This window comes from Kothea flammea (assembly GCF_052161645.1).
Classification (GTDB): Bacteria; Planctomycetota; Planctomycetia; order Pirellulales; family Pirellulaceae; genus Laterigemmans.
The window spans coordinates 105,513-126,282 of the sequence record NZ_CP197414.1; the positions used below are offsets into that span (position 1 = coordinate 105,513).

At 55.7% G+C, this 20,770-nt stretch carries 16 protein-coding genes; 8 read left to right on the forward strand and 8 right to left on the reverse strand.

Going from position 1 to position 20,770, the window contains the following annotated elements; genetic code table 11:
* The first annotated feature begins 12 nt into the window (after positions 1 to 12).
* Positions 13 to 708 (forward strand): 3-keto-disaccharide hydrolase, encoded by a 696-nt coding sequence (locus SH139x_RS00350; RefSeq protein WP_488353307.1) that lies wholly within the window; start codon positions 13 to 15, stop codon positions 706 to 708.
* A gap of 9 nt (positions 709 to 717) precedes the next feature.
* Here SH139x_RS00350 and SH139x_RS00355 read toward each other — a convergent pair whose 3' ends face one another.
* Positions 718 to 1,353: a DUF502 domain-containing protein gene (locus tag SH139x_RS00355; RefSeq protein ID WP_488353308.1), complete on the reverse strand. Its 636-nt coding sequence runs from the start codon at positions 1,351 to 1,353 to the stop codon at positions 718 to 720.
* Between the two features lie 3 nt (positions 1,354 to 1,356).
* Here SH139x_RS00355 and SH139x_RS00360 point away from each other — a divergent pair, with 3 nt between their 5' ends.
* The 3 genes from SH139x_RS00360 to SH139x_RS00370 all read left to right on the forward strand — a co-directional run bounded on the left by SH139x_RS00360 (position 1,357) and on the right by SH139x_RS00370 (position 6,920).
* Entirely contained in the window at positions 1,357 to 1,995 is a 639-nt protein-coding gene (locus SH139x_RS00360) for a class I SAM-dependent methyltransferase (RefSeq protein ID WP_488353309.1), read from the forward strand.
* A gap of 105 nt (positions 1,996 to 2,100) precedes the next feature.
* The gene (locus SH139x_RS00365; RefSeq protein ID WP_488353310.1) at positions 2,101 to 5,514 is read left to right on the forward strand and encodes an amidohydrolase family protein; all 3,414 of its coding nucleotides are present in this window, start codon (positions 2,101 to 2,103) and stop codon (positions 5,512 to 5,514) included.
* Positions 5,511 to 6,920, forward strand: coding sequence for an amidohydrolase family protein (locus SH139x_RS00370; RefSeq protein WP_488353311.1), 1,410 nt, complete (start codon positions 5,511 to 5,513; stop codon positions 6,918 to 6,920). Before SH139x_RS00365 ends, SH139x_RS00370 begins: the two co-directional genes overlap by 4 nt.
* A 17-nt stretch (positions 6,921 to 6,937) precedes the next feature.
* On the opposite strand, the gene SH139x_RS00375 is transcribed toward SH139x_RS00370, so the two are convergent.
* Complete coding sequence (locus SH139x_RS00375; protein ID WP_488353312.1) at positions 6,938 to 7,399, reverse strand: RidA family protein; 462 nt, start codon at positions 7,397 to 7,399, stop codon at positions 6,938 to 6,940.
* 300 nt (positions 7,400 to 7,699) lie between these two features.
* A complete protein-coding gene (hisI, locus tag SH139x_RS00380; RefSeq protein ID WP_488353313.1) occupies positions 7,700 to 8,068 on the reverse strand; it encodes a phosphoribosyl-AMP cyclohydrolase in 369 nt (122 codons plus the stop codon).
* Between the two features lie 291 nt (positions 8,069 to 8,359).
* On the opposite strand from hisI, the gene SH139x_RS00385 reads away from it, so the two are divergent.
* From SH139x_RS00385 to SH139x_RS00395, 3 genes are all read left to right on the forward strand, one after another.
* Positions 8,360 to 9,067 carry a glycosyltransferase family 2 protein gene (locus SH139x_RS00385; RefSeq protein ID WP_488353314.1) on the forward strand — a complete coding sequence of 236 codons (708 nt, stop codon included), beginning with the start codon at positions 8,360 to 8,362 and terminating at the stop codon, positions 9,065 to 9,067.
* Positions 9,068 to 9,296: 229 nt separating this feature from the next.
* The gene (locus SH139x_RS00390; protein WP_488353315.1) at positions 9,297 to 9,866 is read left to right on the forward strand and encodes a hypothetical protein; all 570 of its coding nucleotides are present in this window, start codon (positions 9,297 to 9,299) and stop codon (positions 9,864 to 9,866) included.
* Positions 9,867 to 10,086: 220 nt separating this feature from the next.
* Positions 10,087 to 11,610, forward strand: coding sequence for a Do family serine endopeptidase (locus SH139x_RS00395; RefSeq protein WP_488353316.1), 1,524 nt, complete (start codon positions 10,087 to 10,089; stop codon positions 11,608 to 11,610).
* Positions 11,611 to 11,778: 168 nt separating this feature from the next.
* Here the strand turns inward: SH139x_RS00395 and SH139x_RS00400 are convergent, their stop codons facing one another.
* On the reverse strand, positions 11,779 to 12,897 hold the full coding sequence (locus tag SH139x_RS00400; RefSeq protein ID WP_488353317.1) for a Gfo/Idh/MocA family protein: 1,119 nt from the start codon (positions 12,895 to 12,897) through the stop codon (positions 11,779 to 11,781).
* A 111-nt stretch (positions 12,898 to 13,008) separates the two neighbouring features.
* Here SH139x_RS00400 and SH139x_RS00405 point away from each other — a divergent pair, with 111 nt between their 5' ends.
* Positions 13,009 to 13,680 carry an HAD family hydrolase gene (locus tag SH139x_RS00405; protein ID WP_488353318.1) on the forward strand — a complete coding sequence of 224 codons (672 nt, stop codon included), beginning with the start codon at positions 13,009 to 13,011 and terminating at the stop codon, positions 13,678 to 13,680.
* Between the two features lie 7 nt (positions 13,681 to 13,687).
* Here the strand turns inward: SH139x_RS00405 and SH139x_RS00410 are convergent, their stop codons facing one another.
* The 4 genes from SH139x_RS00410 to SH139x_RS00425 form a co-directional block, all read right to left on the reverse strand.
* Positions 13,688 to 15,352, reverse strand: coding sequence for a DUF1559 domain-containing protein (locus SH139x_RS00410; protein ID WP_488353319.1), 1,665 nt, complete (start codon positions 15,350 to 15,352; stop codon positions 13,688 to 13,690).
* A 524-nt stretch (positions 15,353 to 15,876) separates the two neighbouring features.
* Entirely contained in the window at positions 15,877 to 17,760 is a 1,884-nt protein-coding gene (locus SH139x_RS00415) for an IRE (iron responsive element) (protein ID WP_488353320.1), read from the reverse strand.
* The gene (locus SH139x_RS00420; RefSeq protein ID WP_488353321.1) at positions 17,757 to 19,736 is read right to left on the reverse strand and encodes an ABC transporter permease; all 1,980 of its coding nucleotides are present in this window, start codon (positions 19,734 to 19,736) and stop codon (positions 17,757 to 17,759) included. Before SH139x_RS00420 ends, SH139x_RS00415 begins: the two co-directional genes overlap by 4 nt.
* Positions 19,733 to 20,737 carry an ABC transporter ATP-binding protein gene (locus SH139x_RS00425; protein WP_488353322.1) on the reverse strand — a complete coding sequence of 335 codons (1,005 nt, stop codon included), beginning with the start codon at positions 20,735 to 20,737 and terminating at the stop codon, positions 19,733 to 19,735. The genes SH139x_RS00420 and SH139x_RS00425 overlap by 4 nt, the downstream gene beginning before the upstream one ends.
* Positions 20,738 to 20,770: the final 33 nt, after the last annotated feature.

The window sequence follows — 20,770 nt, forward strand, 5'->3', positions numbered from 1 at the left end:
AGGTTCTGAATAATGTCGCGATTGGTCGTTGGTTTGCTAGTAATTTGTGGGGCATGGACGGCAGGTGCCAGCAGCGTCAAGGCGGAAGAGGATGGTTTCAAGCCGATATTTGACGGCGAGACACTCTCCGGTTGGGTTGGACGCGAAGATTTGTGGAGCGTGGAAGATGGCGCGATCACAGGTCGGACGACTGCTGAAAACAAGATCAACAGGAACACTTTTTTAGTATTCCAAGAGGAGAAACCGGGCGATTTTGAGTTACGTTTGCAGTTCAAAATTCAAGGTGGTAACTCGGGGATTCAATATCGCAGCCGCGTTATTGATGAGAAAGAGTTTGTGGTCGGTGGTTATCAAGCCGACATCGATGCGGCTCTGCAGTTCGCAGGAATCAACTACGAGGAACAGGGACGGGGGATTTTGGCCTTGCGAGGACAGCGCGTTACGATGCGTCCAGGCAACAGCAAAGAGGTCGAGTCGTTCGGTGATGCGGCTGAAATTGGTAAGGTGATCAAATCAGGCGAGTGGAACGCCTATCGCATTGTTGCCAAGGGAAATCGGTTGCAGCATTACATTAACGACACATTGACCGTCGAGGTGATTGATGAAGATGCTGAGAAACGTCGTGCCGATGGCGTGATTGCTTTTCAATTGCACGTGGGGCCGCCGATGGTGGTGCAATTCAAAGACATTCGCATCAAGCAACTGTAGGGCCTCCCATCATGCGGTGTGCGATGTGAGTAGTTTTTGCATGCCGTCGCCCAGCGTCTCGAAGGCTCCGCATGCGGTCAGGAAATCGGTGGCGAGCGGAGAAATTTGCTCGCCTTTCACCAGCACAACCGTTCCATTCCAGGGGTCGGGCGAGCCAGGTAGATAGACGGTTACCAATTCGCTGGCCGTGGCTGGATCGAGCCTGTTTTTTTCCACTTCAAATGCCACTCTTTGGTAATCGTGGAACTGTACCAAAACCGGTGTTAGGCGCGTTTTGTATTGCTGGCCACCGATGTTGCCACTCAATTGTTCTTTGAAGATGGCATAGCGGGGAAACAGCATCAGTAGATATTTTTCGATGGAGCGGGTGAATTTTCTGGCCAGTGACCGCCGAGCCAGCACGCCGCAGAAAAAGCACGCTAAGATGATCAGCGCCAGTGCCGCGAGGAAGACAATCGCGTATCCTTGAGGCGTTTGATCTGGTAGCAAGTCACTTTTGCTGATCTCGCCGGCAACCCAAGCAACGACTTGCAAGACTTGGCCCAGCAAGACGGCGATGACGATCAGCGGCAGTAAGAAAAAGATGCCACCGATCGCAGTCGTTTTTAAAAAGCCGAAAGAGCGAGTCACTTGTTGAGTAACCATGAGATGATTCGTTTGATGTTGGAAGTGATTGACATTCCCACCGATGTGATGGAACGTAGCATACCCGCTGAGGTCCGCAGTTGGGTACACGATGCGCGGTTGCGGATTCAAACGTTTCAGGATCGTTGGGACCGTCCGCAGATCGAGCAGTTTGTGGCCAGCGATTATGAACTGGTTTATCAGACGTTGGATTGGATCGTCGCAGCCAAACTTGCGGAGGGCACGCGGTTTTTGGAGTGGGGCTGTGGTTTTTCGGTTGTCTGCGCACTTGCCGCCCGGCTGGGTTTCGATGTGGTGGGTATTGAGGCGGAGGCCGAGTTGTTGGCGGAGGGTCGCAAAACCATTTCTCAGTGGCAGCAGCCGGTCGAATTGTGTTGGGGAAATTTCCTTCCGGCCGGTGCCGAGGCGATGGCTGATGATCCCACTTTACCCTCGCTGGGGCACCCAGTGGAGGACGCTTATGAGGCATTGGGGTTAGACATCGACGACTTTGCCATCATCTTCGCTTACCCGTGGCCGGGGGAGGAGGATTTCTTGCGAGCCGTTTTTCAACGTTTTGCTCGACCTGGTGCTTTGCTACTGCAGTTCTGCGGGCCCTACGACCTGCGTTTGTGGCGCCAAACGGACCGCCGCAGTCGTTAGATAATTACCTCTCGGTTGCCCGGCTCGAATTGAGTTGGCCGTGGGCTATGCTGTTAGTAACGTTGCTACGCATACTCCGATGTTAACCGCCAGAGGGTAGTTGTTTTGATTCAGTCAAGTTTTCGGATCGGTCTCGCGATCCTATGTCTGGGATGTTGCGGAATACCCGCCATCGGTCAGCCCCCCGGAGCGACCGAGCCGACAGAGGGGCTGCGGGATATCACGCCGCAGATTTACGCGCTCCAGCACCTCAAAATTGTCATCAGCCCGGAGCGGCAAATTGAGTCAGGCACGATCCTGATTCGCGACGGGCAAATTGTCGCCGTAGGAGAGCAGGTGGAGATCCCGGCCGGAGCCCAGCGGCTCGACCGCAGCGGACACACCGCTTACGCCGGTTTCATTGATGCCTACAGTGAGATCGAGGTGGCCGACCCAAGTCGTGACAGCGGGGCGCCCCACTGGAATGGCAATATCATGCCGCAGCGTCGCGCCTCGCAGCAGGCTGCCTCCAGCGTTTTCGAGGGCGGAAAGCTGCGCTCGCAAGGAATTACGATCCGAGTGCTTGTTCCTGAAGGAGGTATCGTCCGTGGTAGCAGTTGCACGGTGCTGTGTCGTGACGGTGACAGCGGTCAGGTTTTGATCGGCGAAACCGACTGGCAGCACCTGGCATTGACGGTTCCCCGGCGACGTGGCGGCCGTGATAGTTATCCAAATTCACCCATGGGCGCAATGGCGCTGCTACGGCAGTCGCTGCTGGACGCCAATTGGTATACCCAGGCCTGGGCTGCCTATCGTGGTAACCCCTCTTTACCGCGGCCCAAGACCGATGTCGCCTTGGAGACGTTGGCGGCAGCAATTCACAATTGCCGATTTGTCATCGACGCGCCGAACGAACGGATGGCTTTGCGAGCAGAAGGCATCGCGCAGGAATTTGGTTTGAAAATAGTCTTGCGTGGTTCGGGCAGTGAATATCGTCAACTTGATGAAATCGTTGCCACGCAACGCCCCCTGTTGATCCCGGTTGATTTCCCCGACGCGCCGAAAATTACCGCAGCTTCCGATGCTCGCGAAGTTTCGCTGGCGCAGTTGTTAAATTGGGAGTTGGCACCCAGTAACCCGGCACGTTTGGCGGAGAAGGGCGTCGAGTTCTGTTTGACCACCGACGGGCTGAGTGACTCGGGTAAGTTTCTGCAACAAGTTCGCAAGGCTGTCGAAGCCGGCTTGGAACCTGATCACGCCTTGGCAGCCATTACGACAACGCCCGCCAAATTATTGGGGCTGGAGGCTATGGCTGGCACAATTCAGCCGGGCCGTTTGGCAAACCTAGTGATCACCGATGGTGAGCTGTTTGATGCCAAAACAAAGACTATGGAAACTTGGGTGGCCGGTGAGCGCTACGAAGTCACCGCGCCCGAAAATAAACAACTCGATCCGTTGGTGGGTGATTGGTCATTGACGGCCGATTTAGTCACCGTTGATCAACCCGAGTCATTAAGTTTGCAGCTGAGTCGCAAAGGAAAGAGTTTGGTCGGCAAGCTTTCCTTGACATCGTCAGAAAATGCGAGCGCCGATGAGGAAGGCAAGGACGAAGAGGACGGTGACGAAGACGAAGGTGAAGAAGATGAAGTTGAAGAAGATGACGGGTCAAAGAAGACGGCAGCCAACGTGGAGTTGAAGAACCTCGTGGTGGAGCGCGACCGCTTGATCGCCGCAGTGGATCTCGGTGAACTGCATGCGGACTATCCAAGTGGAATTAGCTGGCTGAACTTTATCATCAGCACGGCCGACGAGGCTGCGGAGGTCGTTGATGCGACTCTCCGTTTGCCAAGTGGCGAAATGATTGCCGTCAACATTGCCGCCGCGACAAACGAAGACGACGCGGAAGAAGACGACGCGGACGAAGATGACGCGGAAGAAGATGATGCGGACGAAGATGACGCGGAAGAAGACGACGCGGACGAAGATGACGCGGACGAAGATGACGCGGACGAAGATGACGCGGAAGAAGATGATGCGGACGAAGATGATGCGGACGAAGATGACAGTTCGGCAGAGGAGAGCGAAGCGGTTGAAGTCATTTACCCGCTAGGTGCGTACGGCTTGACTGCCGCTCCAGAGTCTCTTGAAGTCGTCATGTTCCGCGGGGCCACTGTTTGGACATGCGGCGACGCGGGTATCATCGAGGGTGGCGACGTATTGGTTCGCGACGGCAAAATTGTCGCTGTGGGAACTGATTTGGAAGTGCCGGAGGGATGCACCGTGGTTGACGTCACGGGCAAGCATTTGACACCCGGCTTGATCGATTGTCACTCACACATGGCGACCGATGGGGGAGTCAACGAGTCGGGGCAAGCGATCACCGCTGAGGTTCGCGTTGGCGACTTTATCAACAACACTGATATCTCCATCTATCGGCAATTGGCGGGTGGCTTGACCACTTCCAACATCTTGCATGGCTCGGCCAATCCGATTGGTGGTCAGAACCAAGTGATCAAATTACGGTGGGGCGCGACGATGGACGCCATGAAGTTCTCGGACGCTCCTTTCGGGATTAAGTTTGCTTTGGGAGAAAATGTAAAGCGTAGTGCTGGACGTTATCCAGATACGCGGATGGGAGTGGAGCAGATCATTCGCGACCAACTGTTGGCTGCCGCCGAGTATGCCGAAGCGCATCGTCGTTACGCCAGCGGCGATCGCAGCACATTGCCGCCGCGGGTTGATCTCCAGTCAGCCGCGCTCGCCGAAATCTTGGCCGGCGAGCGATGGATCCACTGTCACAGCTATCGTCAAGATGAAATTTTGGCGTTGCTTGATGTGCTCGACGAACTGGGCATTACGATTGGATCGTTGCAGCATATTCTCGAAGGATATAAGGTCGCTGATCGGATGGCCGAACATGGTGCGATGGCCTCCAGTTTCTCCGATTGGTGGGCTTATAAGTTTGAAGTCTATGACGCGATTCCTTACAACGGTGCGATCATGCACGACGCGGGGATCGTGGTCTCCTTCAATAGTGATGACGCCGAACTCGCTCGCCACCTCAACACCGAGGCGGCCAAGGCGGTCAAGTACGGTGGTGTTTCACCGGAGGAAGCGCTCAAGTTTGTTACTTTGAACCCAGCCAAGCAGTTGCGAATCGACGATCGAGTTGGCTCGCTGGAAGTGGGCAAGGATGCTGACTTGGCGGTTTGGAGTCGGCAGCCTTTGTCGACCATGACCCGTTGTGAGCAGACTTGGATCGATGGGGTCCAGTATTTCAGCTTGGAGCGTGACGCGGAACTGCGTGCTCGCGACGCGGAACTGCATGCTCGGCTCGTGCAGAAGGCTTTGGGAGCCGATGGGAAACCATCGGGTGCTCGCCGGGAACGGATTGCCGAGGCAGATCGTTGGCACCAGCATGATATCTTCTGCTTGCACCACGATCATGGTCATGATCACGCTGAATCAGAGCATCATGAGGAAGGTGAAGCGTTGTCAAACGAGCGTACGTTAAACTTCAGCAATGAGGTGCGACAATGATAACTGCTATCGATTTGCCGCAGGCTCCGATTGGGAGTCCCCATCTGTTTGCTCCTCGTTACAAGAACTTTATCAAGATGAAACAGCTCGCTCTTTCCGTGTTGTGCGGCAGTTTGGCAATCTTGTCTGCCGCTGATGTCAAGGCTCATGACCAGATCCCCGGTGCGCCGCAGACTCGGCCGATCATGATTCGCGGCGCCACGATTCATCCGATATCGGGTGCGCCAATCGAAGGTGCCAGCCTGTTGTTTGAAGGAGGGCGGATCACGGCCATCGGAACCGATTTGGAATTGCCCGAACAAGGTTTGGAAATTGATGCCACGGGCAAGCACGTTTATCCCGGCATGATTGAATCGATGACCGATCTCGGACTGCGTGAAATTGGCGCGGTTGATGTCACCATGGATAGCCGTGAAACTGGCTCGGTGAATCCCAACGTGCGGGCTTGGGTGGCTTTTAATCCTGACAGCGAGTTAATACCGGTGGCGAGAGCGAACGGGATTTTGACCGCCTTGGTCGCTCCCAGCGGCTCGGGGATCTACGGCCAAGCCGCCGTGATGGAACTTGATGGTTGGACAGCGGCCGACATGAGTTTGTTGGCGCCGGCCGGATTGTGCATCAATTGGGAAAGTTTTGAGTCGCGCGGCGAAGATGCTAAGCAGCGAGCGGCGGCTCGAGAAGAGCGATTGTCGCAGCTCGATGAATTACTTGACTCCGCCGAGCGCTACGCCGAGGCTCGTGAAGCAAATGGCGAGCGGACGGCTACCAACGTGCGTTTGGAAAGTATGTTGCCGGTGATTGCCGGTGAAGTGCCGGTCTTGGCCATGGCGAATCGCGAGGGGGCGATTGCTTCAGCCGTGATGTATGCGGCTCAGCGCGGTTTGAAATTGATCATCGTCGGTGGCTATGATGCCGAGCGCTGCGCTAATCTGCTGAACAAGTATGATGTTCCGGTGATCATCACGGCGACTTATCGGTTGCCCCGCTATCGCCATGACCCTTATGACGCGTCATATACCTTGCCGGCTCGTTTATTGGCTGCCGGTGTCAAGTTCGCGATTTGCGGTGATGGTGGTGATTCGTCGAATGCGAGGAATTTGCCTTATCAAGCTGCCAACGCGGTGGCTTATGGGTTGGCAGAGGCCGACGCCGAACGCGCTGTGACGCTGTCCGCAGCGGAGATCTTGGGTGTTGCCGATCAAATCGGTTCGCTGGAGGTCGACAAGCTGGCCACGTTGGTAATCACCGACGGGCCGTTGCTCGAATCGGATACCCAAATCGAGCATGCCTTCGTGGCGGGACGCAAGGTTGACCTTAGCAGCCGGCACACGCTGTTGAATGACAAGTATCGCGTCAAATATCAACAGCGAGCGGTCGAACGACGATTGCAGCAGTCGGATCGCTGAGCCGACGTTGATTGCGATTAGCGGATTTCGAAAATTGCTTCGATTTCCACACAAATGCCCCCCGGCAGCGCGTTGGTTCCCAGCGCGCTGCGGGCGGCCACTCCATCGGCTTCGCCAAACACGTCTCGGAACAGTTCGCTACATCCGTTGATCACGGCAGGCTGAGCATCGAACTCATCCGTGCAGCGGACCAAGCCCAGCAATTTCACCAAGCGGGCGATCTTATCAAGCGAACCTAGCGATTCTCGCAACGTGGATAACATGCAGAGACCAGTCACGCGGGCCGCTGCGTAACCCGCCTCAACGTCCATGTCTTGGCCCAGTCGCCCGGTGATCAAAGTTTTGTCGGGCTGCAAAGGGCCGTGACCCGAAAGGTAAGCCATGTTGCCGCAGATCACGATCGGTTTGTAAACGCCAATCGGTTTGGGTGCGGGAGGAAGTTCAACGTTGAGCGACGCGAGGTTTGCTTCTGCGGGCATGTTAAGGCCGTTGCTTTCAAAGTAAGGGGTTTAGTTAGCCGTTTTAGCGCTAGCCACGGTTGGCCGTTTTAACGCTAGCCAGGGTTAGCGTTTTGAACCGAACACCCCGCGCGGACAACCAAACGGTGGCACTCGCTAACGGCTCGTCGGGCAGAGGATAACTATAAAGGATTTTTCTTGGTTGCCCACCGCTGGCAGTGGCGCAATTGGTTCTGGACCGTTAGCCGTTTTGGCGCTAGCCACGGTTGACCGTTTTGGCGCTGGCCACCGTTAGCCGTTTTAACGCTAGCCACGGTTGGCTTACAGACGGGCTTGGTTGAGCGAAATCGAGCCATCATTCGCTATCGTACGAAAGAAGCAGCTGCGGTAATTTTCGTGACAGGCGGCACCAGTTTGCAGCACGCGTAATAAGATCGTGTCGGCATCACAATCAATTCGCGCTTCGACAACTTGTTGCCAATGTCCGCTGGTCTCTCCCTTGCACCACAGCGAGTTGCGACTGCGGCTAAAGTAAGTTGCTCGGCCGGTGTTCATGGTGGCTTGCCAAGCAGCCTCATTCATCCAGGCCAACATCAGCACGTCGCCGTTCTCGGCGTCTTGAGCGATCGTCGGCAATAGACCATTGGTCCCTCGGGAGAAGTCGGGAGAGAGGGATGTAGCGTCAGGCATTGGGGAATGGATCTCGCTGGAGGTCGGGAAGGGTGAGTCGGGATGTGGAACTGTGTTGTCGGGCCCAGTTGCTCGTGGCGATCGTGCGGGCTGCCTTGGTGGTGCAGGCTGTTGCGGTGCTGCGGGCTGTTGCCGGAGTGCGGGCACGCGTTACGAACGGCACGAGGCGCACAGACCTGCAATGCGAGGTGGAAACTGGAGAAGTCACTGGGGTCGGGTCGAATCATAACATTGATCGGGTTCGCCAGCCATGATCCACCTCCCATGCCGAAGTCTCAGGAGCACCTCAAGATGAACTCTATCGCCAAGTTGAGCGTCGTGATACCGGTCCGCGATGGCCAGCAGAGAATTGCGAGCGAAGTTAGCAGGGTGCTTGAAGCGGTTGCGGATCTCACTTCGGCAGCGATTGAGATTGTCGTGGTTGATGACGGCAGTCAGGATGCGACCGCCGAAGTTATGGAAGATTTGCGTCGCCAATATCCCCAAGTGCGAGTCGCGCGTCACCGCCGCCCCCTGGGTATGGAGGCCGCCGGGCAAACTGGACTCGAAAGGGCGACCGGTGAACTGGTGTTTATTCAAGAGGACGACCAGCCGCTGCGGATCGAGGACCTGATCCAGTTGTATCACATGGGAGCCGATCCTTCGGTCGTTGCGGCGCGGGCTCAAAGTGAATCGCGGGAAAGTAACGCGCCGCTGTTGCGTCGTTTGCGAGCTTGGGGAGCGCGAGCGGTCGACTCGCTCAAAGAGGAAGCCGACAACGCGACGATCGATCAGCCAATTCATGGATTGCAGATGGTTCGTCGCCCGCATCTGCAGTTGCTGGCCAGTCGCGGTGCAGCCAATCTCAAGCTGACGACGGAAAGAATTCGTTCAGCGGAGGGGCAGCGTGTGACTATTTGCGATGGTTCCACTGGTAGTCTTGATGACTCCCCTGAGGGGTCGGTTGCGCAGCCAGCGGTCGATCGTGACCAGTGGTGTGCGGAGACAATGGGGGTTTAGTTGGCAGTTAAAAATTCTGCCAAAAGGCTGCGAAAAGTCGGCCGAACGCGTTGAAACCCCGCTAGTTTCTAGATGTTTCGTAAAAAGCGGTGGGAACTTTTTGCGAGTTCGTTCGTTCTATGAACGTACCAAAACGGTGGCAACCCGTATCAGTTCCTCCCAATTAGCAAATGGAGCCTCCCTGGGCGAATTGCCGCTGACCGTCATTCTCACTTAACGGTCGTTTCCCATGATTTCCAGTACCTGTTTGGATGCTTCGCATGGTCGCGATGGCATTCCTACTTCGCCTCGTAAGCGGATGACCCGCCAAGACGCAGCGACCACTAGAGCATCGGGCCAACCCTTGCCTCGACCTCTCAACCGATTGCGAATTGTGCGTGAACAACAGGGACTGACCTTGCGGACGATTTCTCGCCGCAGCGGGGTGCCAGTGCGTCAACTGCGCTCTGAGGAAGAGCCGCACGCCGACCTGCCGGCCAGCGTCTTGCAACGTTGGCAGCAAGCACTCGAAGTGCCAATGTGCGAACTGTTGGTGGAACCCGATGATCATTTGTCGGTCGTCGTCGATCAACGCGCCAAATTGTTACGAGTCATGAAGACCGCGCTGTCCGTTCGTGATACCGCGAAAGATGAACCGACTCGCCGCTTGGGCACGATGCTGTGTTCCCAACTGCAGGAGTTGATGCCCGAGTTGTCCGAGCAAACCGCTTGGCCAACCGTCGGTTCCCGCCGCAGCCATGATGACTTGGGCAAGATCGCGGAGAATCCGCTGAGTGTCGACTGGAGCGAATTCATATAATACAGGTATCAATTTTTGGGATTGATACCTTTGGGGTATCAATCCCGCGGGGCCTGTACTGTTCTTGTGTGCAGCGAGTTGCTGATGGCGCGCGAGTTGCAGATTTTCGGGGGCTTTGAGGTTTGGTCCGCCACTTCGGCAGTTTTTTGTCGAACCAACTGTGGCCCATCCACTGTAAGAAATACGTTGAGTTGTAACGTGTCCCCGCAGGAGAAGATAAATGCATCAGCAATGGAAGATGATCAGCGTGGCCAGCGCGGCGTTGATCACCGGCGCACTCATCGCCGGGATCGTGATGACTTTGCCCACTGGTTTGCGGACTAGTGATGCCTATGCCCAACAGGTAGAGGAAGCTCAGGCGGCTCGTGGGAATCTGCAGACCGCGCAAGATCTTTCCGGCGCTTTCCGCAACGTGGCCGAGGCGATGCGGCCCAGCGTGGTGAGTGTGCGAGTGACAAAGAAAGGTCGAGTCATTCGCGGGGGCGGTGGACTCAATCCCAACATTCCACCCGAGCTGCGACGGTTCTTTGACGACTTTGGCGGGCAACCATTCGACGGCCAGGGTGGCCAGGGCGGGCGGATGCAGACTCCTGATCAATCGGGTATCGGTAGCGGCGTGATCGTTCGAGAGGATGGATACATCTTGACGAATAACCACGTTGTCCAGGGTGCGGATGAGGTGCTGATTCAACTCAGTGACGATCGCGAAGTGCCGGCCCAAGTGGTTGGTAACGATCCCGATACGGATTTGGCTGTGTTGAAAGTTGATGCCACGGGGCTGCAGCCTGCACCGCTGGGAGATAGCGAAGCGATCAGCGTTGGCGATTGGGTGCTGGCGATCGGCAGTCCTTTTGAGCTCGAACAAACGGTCACCGCCGGCATCATCAGCGCGAAGAATCGCGTTCGCGGCATCGTGCAGGGTGGTTTCGAAGATTTCTTGCAAACGGATGCTGCGATCAATCCCGGTAACAGTGGCGGACCGCTTGTTAATTTGCGAGGCGAGGTTGTCGGTATCAACACGGCAATCATTTCCCGCAGCGGTGGTTATAACGGGATTGGTTTTGCGATCCCGACCACGCTCGCACGACCCGTATTAGAAAGCATCATCGAGTCGGGAACGGTCGAACGCGGATTCCTCGGCGCGCGCAGTTCTGACAATGGTGAGATTCCTGATGCGGTTCTCGAGCGTTATGACCTCAGTTCCCGCAGTGGTGCTTACATTGAGAGCGTGGTCGCGGGAGGTCCAGCTGATAAGGGTGGGCTGCAAGCGGGGGACATTGTGCAGACAGCCAACGGCCAACGGATCCGCACTTGGGTGCAGTTCCGCAACTTTATTGCTTCGCAACGTCCTGGTTCGACGGTCAAGTTGGAGGTGTTGCGAGATGGCAAGACGCAGAACTTGAGCGTCACCCTGGGTGAGCGGACTGATGCCGCGTTGGCTCAAATGACACCGGAACAACGCGGGGTCTTCCGCAATGCGTTGGTGCAACCACTGGATGCTGATACGGCACGTCAGATGGGCTTTGAAGAGGTCGACTCAGGCTTGTTGGTGTTGCGTGTGCAGAGTGGCACTGATGTCGATACTGGCTTGCAATCGGGTGACGTCATTATCGCTGCTCAAGGCCAGCAAGTCAGTTCGCTAGGTGAATTGCTCTCCGCCGAGCGGCAAGCTGAGCAAGCGGGTCAAGCTTTGCGATTGACGATTCAGCGAGGCGAGAATCAGGAACTGTTGGTGCTCAAGTAATTGCCTCGTGCCGTTAACCATTGTAGAGCGATTGTCCCCAATCGCTTGCGGTGCCCGCAAACAGCGGTTTTTCATTGTAGAGCGATTGTCCCCAATCGCTTGCGGTGCCCGCGAACAGCTGAGGACAGCAGTTCTACAATGAAAATAACCTGCCCGTAGGGTTCTCGTTTAAAACGGCGTTTGATCCACCGTTAGCACGCAGCTTTCTTGTTGGGCACTTTGCAGCAGCGTGTCGAGCACCCGCTGCGTGGCCAGAGAGATGTTTGGCCAATGGGAATCAGGTTGACCGCCCAGCACCAATTCGCCGAAACGACGCATCATGTTGACTTCCTGAGCGCCGCCGGCTCCGTTGGAATATTCCTGAACCGCTTGGCGTTGACCTTGGCGACACATGTAAAATCGATCATCGTCGGTGTCGAAACGATGTTGGCACGATTCCCAGCTGAGCTGCGATCCCATCCAAGGCAACACAAAATCTTCCATGCTGACATAGCCTTGGTCGCCACCGATCACAGCCCACTGTTGCGTGGCAGTTAGGAATGAGCAATAGAACGAGGCGCTGACACCGTCCGCGAAAAATAACTCGCCGCTGAATTCGCCCGGCACGGGCCCGTCGCTGCCCTCACCCTTGAGCTCGGTGATGATTCTTCCCGTGACGCGCTGGGGCAACTGAAAACCCATCACCCACAGCGTAAAGCGGACGTTATACCAGCCGAGATCTCCCAGGCAGCCATACGGTTCGAGTTGCCGGATGACGCGGATATTCTTGGTTTGAAATTCGTCATCGCCACTAAACATGAAATGGCTGGAAATGCGCCGCAGCTTACCCACCTTGGCCGCATCATCAATCGAAGCCCGCATGGCTGGTAAGCGATTGCTGTGCATAAACATCACGCCATCCATAAACTGCACGCCGTTGGCAGCGCAAGCGTCCACCATTTCGCGAGCGGCTTGTTCATTGACGGCGATTGGTTTTTCACAAAGCACGTGTTTGCCCGCTTCGGCCGCGCGAATCACCCAGGGATGTCGCATCGCCGTCGGCAAAGGGATATAAACAGCATCCACGTCGTCGCGTTCCAATAGCGCTTCGTAGGAACCGACTGCGGCGGGAGGCTCGATTTGCGGGGTGATGCGTTGACCTCGCAGGATGAATCGCTCGGCTGCGGCCACGTCGCGACTGGCGACTGCCGAGACACGGCCGTTTCCCGACAGGGCAATCGCACGCCAATTCTTGGCGGCAATCGCCGCGGTCCCCATAATCCCCCACCGACAGACCGATTGATTCATAGCACCATTAGCTCGTTGTTTGAATACACTCTTGAGGAAGCACCGAGGCATTGTAACCGATGCCAGTCTTCCCAAACCTGCCCATGATGGTAACCGGAGAGCCCCTTCGATATGAACCCACCCAGCCGCAACTTTGATGTGCTGATCTTTGACCTCGACGGCACCCTGCTCGACTCATTGGCGGATATTGCCAACGCTGCCAACGAGGTTTTGCAGCAGCATGGCCACCCGCCGCATGAGCTGGCCGCTTATCGACATCTGGTCGGCGATGGGGTGCGAGTGTTATTTGAGCGTGCGCTGCCGAGCGCCTGGCAACAAGACAGCAAGCTGCTGGATACTTGCGTCGCCGATTTCAAGACGGTTTACGATCGACATTGGGATCGCACCAGTCAGCCATACGCGGGGATTATGGAGTTGCTCGACGAATTGGTGGCTCGTCAATTGAAGCTAGCCGTCTTGAGCAACAAGCCGCACATGTTCACCACCGCTTGCGTGGAGCGTTTCTTCGGCCAGACCGTTTGGGCCAAAGTGCTCGGCAACCTACCTGATGTGCCCCGCAAACCCGATCCCGCTGGAGTGCATCAGATTCTGTCCGAGCTCAATAGCGAGCCCAGGCGATGTCTTTACGTGGGCGATACGAATACTGATATGTTGACGGCAACCGCGGCGGGATGTCGGGCCATCGGCGTCACCTGGGGATTCCGCTCGGCTCAGGAGCTGAGCGACAGTGGTGCCGCTCAGCTGATCGATCATCCCCATCAGCTGCTTGATTGTTTAAGCTGATTGTCAACTAGCGCTGCACCACTTCGCCACCATTACGCGTCAGCAAGGCGCGGAACATGGCCGGATCGAGCGTACGCTGCAGAAACTGGACGGATCCATCTAGGAATCCGACTTGAAATCCTCCGGGACGCTCCACTCCCATCATCTCGAAAGGATTCTCCAGGTCGATCTCAATATCGGCCGGTTTGGTCCAAGGAACAGCCGCGTCGGCCCGCGATTCGAATAAGGCAATGGTGTTGCTGGTGCCATCAGTAATGTCTCGGAAACCCAGTTGTCGATCCGGCTCGAACGCCAACCCCTCTCCGATCGCGAACTGGTATATCGTTCTTCCCGGTTCCGTTTTAATACCCGGTGCGCTGTAGATGGCCGGCATGCGATCGAGCAATTTAATGTTATGCTCGCTGTCCCAAGGTTCGTCCAAGCGAAATTCCTCATACAGCGCGATTTCGTCGATAAACGGCAGAATTGCCACTCGCCAACTCAATAGCCGCTCCCCTTCGTCATTAGTAATCGAAGCCACGGGGAATTTGCGATAAGCCGATTCGTAATTATGCATCGCCAGCATGATTTGTTTCAGGTTATTCGCCGAAGACATTCGCCGCGCGGCTTCTCGTGATGCTTGCACGGCTGGCAACAGCAAACCGACCAACGTACCAGTCATGGCCAGTCCGCCGCTGTTTTCGACTTCGATCATCAAGCGTCGCCCGTTACGAACCGGCTTCAGCATTGTGAACATCTCATTCCCAAGTCGGCGAAAATATTGCCGCATCGCTTCGGGAACCGGGCCTTGCCCATCGACCGATTGCATGGCCTGTGCGACACCCATGTCGCGAGCAAAGGACATCGCGTTGTTGACAATGACTTCCATTTCCTCGGTGTCATTCTCGTTGTTACCAACCATTACGAAGCGGAACGGTTCGCTACTCGAGATCCCGCCCGCCAGCACAGCACCAGTGGCAAGGTTCGGCAAATCGGTCAAATCTAACAACACGGGCGGTAGATTCTGACCAGCTTGAGCCGCCATCGCATTCACTTGTTCGCGAATCGGTTCCATCACCATGGCAATCATCATTGGCGAAACCTGTCGCATGTTGCTGACAAAGTTTGCTAACGTGCCATCGGCTGCTGTTTCCGCTGACTGCTCGGCGGCCATGACCTCTACCAAATAGTTTGACGTCGCTGCCACTAAAGTGCGACTGTCGGCTTGGTGCAACACCATATCGGGAGTGTCATCGATCAGAATCGCTTGATAGCCGTCGACGTTCACCGGGGCGCCAACAAGCACTTGAGAGCGAACCTTCGAAATATCAACGTCTTTGGTCAGCTTGGCGATGATTGCAATCTGAGGGCCCGCTGGACCAATCTGGCCGACGACCATTTTCAGCTCAGAGACATCTGCCAACTGAAACCCAAACTGTTCCGCAGTCCAAGCGTTGGCGACTTCGATTGGCATCATCTTCATTTCGGGCGAATCCATTATCTGGCCCGGATACAAATAGGCCGCGGCGATTGCATCGCTCGGTAGATAATCAGCCGAGAGTTGCCGTCGGGCAGGGGTCTCCTGCGCGGTGCTCGAAGAAACCAATGGCACCCAAGCCAAAGCCGACGCCAGCATCACGGCTGGCAGCAGAGTTGCCGAGTGGTAACGCAGCAAAAAACAACGAGCAAACATGAAAAGAGGCTCCAGCAAGATGTGTCGATGTTGCTAAGGCACGCTCCAGCTAGAGGCGTGCTTCCAGAGGGTCAAGGTGAACCCATTGGGTGCGTCTATTGTAACAAGATCATCGCTGGGGCGTAGAGAGGTAGCTTTTAGCGATTAGCGATTAGCAGTTAGCAGTTAGCCGCGGTTGTAGCTGCTGGTAGCAAGCCGTTTGACCCGCAACTGCAGGCGCAGGCGTTGCAGTCAACGTGCTACCCAAAGGCCAGTTTTGGTGGAGAAGTGCACAATGTAGAACGATTGTCCCCAATCGTTTGCCCGTTTGCCCCGCAGGCGCAGGCGTTGCAGTCAATGTGGTACCCATTAGCACGCAAGCAACCGGCCCCAAAAAAGACTCGCTCCCTTCGCCCCTGGGGCGCCATGCCTAGCTCTGCAGGTGACAAATAAATTGCCAAACGGCTCAGGGGCCATAAAGGAATGAGTTTTTAGCTGTTAGCTATTCAGCTGTTAGCACTGGCGGAATAGCTCAGACAGCTGAATCACCCTTTGGGGGCTTCGCCTTCGGCAGGTGCGTCACCCTTGGGTGCGTCGCCTTCAGCTGGTGGATCAACCTTCGGTGCATCGCCTTCGGTCGGTGCGTCAGCCTGCGGTGCTTCGCTTTCAGCTGGTGATTCTCCATCGGCAGGCACATCACCCTCAGCCGGTGCATCAGGCTCAGCTGGAGCATCACCTTCAGCGGGCATCTCATCCTCAGCCGCAGCTTCTTCGCCTTCGGCCGGTGTTTGCGTTTCGGCTTGAGGGGTTTCGGTGAATCCAGAATAAGGCTGAGTGACGTCAATAACGGGGCCGACTTTGTCGTCGCGCCGTCGTTGATATTCTTCGGGAGTGCTGAAGTCAGCCTCCGTCCGCATCTCATAGAAATCTTTCAGCGGGAAATCATCAGGCAGTTCCGCTTGATCGGTAAACCGTCGATAGTCGGTGATTGCGTCAGTTAAATCGTCGCTGGCAACGTCGAGAATCAAGCCTGGATACTGGTCGAAAACTTTTTCCCAGTACACGAACGCTTCTTCGTATTTTTCGATTTGTTCATCCAGCTTATTTTCCGCGCCCTTTTGTTCGGCTTCGTACAGCAAGCGTCTGGCATCGACCAGCAATGAGTCTTGCTCGGCACGGCAGCGCAGCTCCCAGTAGCCGAAGTTCATTTGATCGCGATAGATGTTGGTCTTGCTGATGCGATTATCAATTTGGGCGATTTCATCGGCCAATTGAATCGCTTTCAGCCGCGTGTCATCGGGGCCTTCTTTGGCGACTTCGATCAGCGACGGTTCGAGCAGCGGCTCAATTTGCGAAGCAATCATATATTGTTCGCGGGAACGCTGGTTCATAGGAGTTTCGATCGCTTGTCGTTCCGCATCACTCAGCGAAGCCATTCGTTCGTCGCGAATTCGCTGCATGGTCGGACCGACCAAGTCTTCAAAGCGTTCCATCAGCTCGGCTTTGCGCTGATAGAGGTCCTGGATGGTGCCCAGCTGAATCGAAATGCCCTCGGTCGTCGCCAAAGGGCGGACGCCGAAGCCGTACCAGTCGTCGCCGGCTCGTTCCCAAGCGGCTTTCGAGCGATCATCGAGAATGCCTTCTTCTTCGATCGCTGTGGCGTGTTGAATTCGCCATTTGGGACCGAGTTCGAAGAACGTAACGGGCGACTTTTTCACCAACGGCACACCGCCGTCGACAAAATCGTAACCACGCATCAGCCACAGTCTGCCGACCAGCCAGTTGTCGGGCAAGCCTTCTGGCCCTTTGGCATCGGGGCTGTCAACCGCAATGCCTTCTTCCAGCAACTCGTCATGAAACGGCTCGTCTTCGCTGAATAGCTCGCGGAATTGAAGCTTCTCGTCACTCATTCCCAGTTTGTTGCCATAAAACCAACCGGTGTACCAAATCAATCTCGGCGCGCGGCGGTTTTGGTTGACCCCTTCGGTGAGATACTCCGTTCCTTTCTTGACCCAGTTGTACCGCTGCCGATAATCATCGAACTCCAGCGACACATTATAAGATAAGTTGTGAGCTTGGAATTCCCAGACGCTCTCATAGTGAGGTTGCAAGTGGGTGATTTGATTCAGCGTGGCGCTGAGGCGATCCCACTCATGCAGCACCTTATAATGCTCGGCTCGGTTCCAGAGCAGTAGGGCTGCCGGACCGCGCATGCCCAACGAGGCCAGCTTCATGCTTTCGCTAGCTGGGTCAATTTCACCCAAACTGGCTTCCGCCAAGCCGAGTGAAACTCGCATTTTGGTTAGTTCACCCGGTGAATCTCCCGGCAAACCAGTAGCCGGCTGTCCCAATAGGTAAAGGGGCAGCAGCATGATGATCATCACCGCCAGGTAGATCAGCTTATTGCGCAGGCTATTCGACCGATTCATGCCGCAATCTCACGCGTTTTCAGAAAGAAATATCCGATTAAGAAAGCCAGTATGACATACGCGATCGTGGAAACGATATGTCTTAATAACAGGCTGTCGTAAATATCAAAACCGCTGGCGACGTACTCTGCCGTACCCAGCATTTTCGGCAAGTTAGGCAAGGACGTGACGACCGCATCGAGTGTGTAGACGATGACGCTGTCGGCTCCCTTGATAATTTTCAAGGGAAGTTCCTGGATGTCCAATTGCGTCGTGAACGAGTCTTGCCGCAAGGTCCGAATGGTGGCTTCGATCGGACCGCCACCCATGTTCTCACCACGGTCCAAGTGGTACCGCGTTTCATAAACGCTCTCCGCCGAGAATCCTAGCAGCACAACGACAGCGGTGGCGATCATGGCGACCGGGCCGCTCAACATGGTGCTGAACATCACACCGAAAGCGATGATCATCACCATCTGCAACCAGATGCTGATGAAAGCCTTGGTCAAATTCCAAAGGAAAGTCGACTCTTGGGGACGGAGGTAGACATCGCCTTTGGTGAGACCCAAATATTGTCCTCGGTCAAGGCAACGCACGACGATTTCGACCGACCCATCCGTGCCAACTAGATCCTCGAAGAGGTTCAGAGTGGCTGCTGAAGAACCTTCGTTCCCTTCCAGTTCAACAGGCAAGAAATACTCTTTTACCAAGTACTCTTCCGCGTCAAACTCGATGGGCTTCGATTCGATTTCTTGATTGTCTGGATTGCGAACAGTAATCGTGCCACGCACGGCACTCACGATATCCGCTTTGTAGGTGCGGAAGACCCGTAGCCGCATTTCCAGTGGCAGGCCCTCGCCGTATCGCTCAGCGGTGATATTTTCGAACTTGACAATGGCGGCACACAGCGAGCCGCCACCACCTTCGATGTAGCCATGTTCGATTCGGCGAGCCCCAATGGAAGCGCCAGCAAAGCGGCTGAACCCGGCACTGCCGTAGCCACCCTTGCGATGCTCGTAACCGACGTCAATGCCGACGTCCTCGAGCCCTTCGCGGTTGAGAAACGTGATCGAACCATACTCGGGAACGCGGGCGCGAAGTGCCCCTTCGGGAGGTCCGACAATGAACTTGTCACCTTCCTTGTAAACGACGTGACGGTGACCTTGCTCCAAGCTGGTGATCCCGTTGCCTTCTTCGTCGATCGTAAAGGTGTGCGAGTGATCGCGGTCGAAGGAGGTGAGGCCGATGTAGCTATCTTCCGAACGCTGGGCCAGCTCGGCTTCCAAATTAGAGCCTGTGGGCCGTTCGCGGATCGCGCGTCTTAACAGTTCGGCCGATTTTTCAGCGTTGGCCAACTGTTCAATCTCAACCACTTCGTGACCATGATCGAGGCCCCGCGTGACGAAAAAGTAGCTAGCCACACCCATTGGCACCAGCAACATGGTACCGATTGCGGTGAAGCCCAAGATGCGTCCAATGATAATTTCAGTCGGACGAACTGGCTTGGTGACAATCGTGTAAATCGTGCGGCTTTTGATATCCGCCGGGAGGCTGAAGCAGCTAATAAAGAGAGCCAGCAACAGCATCAAATAGTTCGTCGCCGTCAATACAAAGCTGATATAGAGTCGAGCTGGATCGTTACTGTTCGTGTCGAGGAACCAGCCGGCCAGCAGCAAGCCAACCATGAAGACGCCGAATACGAACAACACTTTGCGGCGAATGGCTTCTTTAAAAGCTAGCCGGGCGAGCGCAAAGATGCGTTGCGGGGCGGTTTTGGGGAGATCACGCGTGACTAAGTCGCGGATTGTGCTGGCAACGGCGTAAAACGCTTCTCCCGGTCCATAACGGACAGCCGAGACGATATAACCAAGCAATAAGCCGAGAATGATTGCCATTACGACAACGGCAACGCCTTGCAGTAACGCGCTTTCCAGGAAAGCACCGGGGCGAAGCAACCATTCGCTAAACGACCAGAAATCTTCCGGTTGCTGCGTCATGATCCTGACTCTCCTCCGGCCTGGGTGGCGGACGGTGAACCGCCTGCCGAATTGTTCTTGGGATTCAGGTCACTGCGGCGGTGCCCAGGTCGCGCTTCGCTTTCTTGGACAATATCTAAGAAGAGCTGCTCCATGGTAGCCGTCGGGTTGTCAATCGACTCCAGCGTACCGCCATGCCGTTTAATGACTTCCGCGATTTCCGCTTTTGCTTCGTCCGACAATCCACGGGCGTGAACTTCGGTGACGTCTTGAACTTTGAGCAAATCGTCGACTCGGCCCAATTCCTTCAGCTCGCCCTGATGGAGAATCGCGACGCGGTCGCAGACGTCTTGCACGTCGGCCAATTGGTGGCTGCACAGCAAGATCGTTTTGCCCTGGTCGCGGAGCCCCAAAATCAGGTCCTTCATCTCCCGAGTGCCGATCGGGTCGAGGCCGGTTGTCGGTTCGTCCAGCATCACCAAGTCGGGGTCGTTAATCAGAGCTTGAGCCAGGCCGACCCGTCGCGTCATCCCTTTGGAAAACTCTCGTAGTTGACGGTGGCGAGCATGCTCCAGGCCGACCATCTGGATTAATTCGTTGACCCGCTGCGTGCGATCGGCGGCTGACATGTTGAACAGACGTCCGTAGAACTCCAGCGTCTCCTGAGCCGACAGAAATTTGTACAGGTATGATTCTTCCGGAAGATAGCCGATCCGCTCGTTCTTGCTCGTTTCAGTGGCGTCTTTATCAAACACCAGCACCCGACCGCTGGTCGGAAACAACAAACCAAGGATTAATTTGAGCGTCGTCGACTTACCACTGCCGTTCGGACCGAGTAGCCCAAAGATTTCACCCTTGCGGATCTCGATGTCGAGCGCTTTTAACGCATGGACCTTCTTTCGACCCCAAAAGTCACGGTATATCTTGCTCAGGTTGCGAGTCTCGATGACTACCTGCGAAGAGGCATCTTCGGAGGCACTTACGGTAGGCCGCTCGACGACGGCAGCTTGATCGGTTTCCAACGGAACCCTCGGGGAGCGGGGGCTAATGATACA

What these genes read in the sequence shown, in the direction of transcription:
- SH139x_RS00350 (WP_488353307.1), top strand. Translation starts at nt 13, where the DNA reads ATGTCGCGATTGGTCGTTGGTTTGCTAGTAATTTGTGGGGCATGGACG.
- SH139x_RS00355 (WP_488353308.1), bottom strand. Translation starts at nt 1,353, where the DNA reads ATGGTTACTCAACAAGTGACTCGCTCTTTCGGCTTTTTAAAAACGACT.
- SH139x_RS00360 (WP_488353309.1), top strand. Translation starts at nt 1,357, where the DNA reads ATGATTCGTTTGATGTTGGAAGTGATTGACATTCCCACCGATGTGATG.
- SH139x_RS00370 (WP_488353311.1), top strand. Translation starts at nt 5,511, where the DNA reads ATGATAACTGCTATCGATTTGCCGCAGGCTCCGATTGGGAGTCCCCAT.
- SH139x_RS00375 (WP_488353312.1), bottom strand. Translation starts at nt 7,399, where the DNA reads ATGCCCGCAGAAGCAAACCTCGCGTCGCTCAACGTTGAACTTCCTCCC.
- hisI (WP_488353313.1), bottom strand. Translation starts at nt 8,068, where the DNA reads ATGCCTGACGCTACATCCCTCTCTCCCGACTTCTCCCGAGGGACCAAT.
- SH139x_RS00385 (WP_488353314.1), top strand. Translation starts at nt 8,360, where the DNA reads ATGAACTCTATCGCCAAGTTGAGCGTCGTGATACCGGTCCGCGATGGC.
- SH139x_RS00390 (WP_488353315.1), top strand. Translation starts at nt 9,297, where the DNA reads ATGATTTCCAGTACCTGTTTGGATGCTTCGCATGGTCGCGATGGCATT.
- SH139x_RS00395 (WP_488353316.1), top strand. Translation starts at nt 10,087, where the DNA reads ATGCATCAGCAATGGAAGATGATCAGCGTGGCCAGCGCGGCGTTGATC.
- SH139x_RS00400 (WP_488353317.1), bottom strand. Translation starts at nt 12,897, where the DNA reads ATGAATCAATCGGTCTGTCGGTGGGGGATTATGGGGACCGCGGCGATT.
- SH139x_RS00405 (WP_488353318.1), top strand. Translation starts at nt 13,009, where the DNA reads ATGAACCCACCCAGCCGCAACTTTGATGTGCTGATCTTTGACCTCGAC.
- SH139x_RS00410 (WP_488353319.1), bottom strand. Translation starts at nt 15,352, where the DNA reads ATGTTTGCTCGTTGTTTTTTGCTGCGTTACCACTCGGCAACTCTGCTG.
- SH139x_RS00415 (WP_488353320.1), bottom strand. Translation starts at nt 17,760, where the DNA reads ATGAATCGGTCGAATAGCCTGCGCAATAAGCTGATCTACCTGGCGGTG.
- SH139x_RS00420 (WP_488353321.1), bottom strand. Translation starts at nt 19,736, where the DNA reads ATGACGCAGCAACCGGAAGATTTCTGGTCGTTTAGCGAATGGTTGCTT.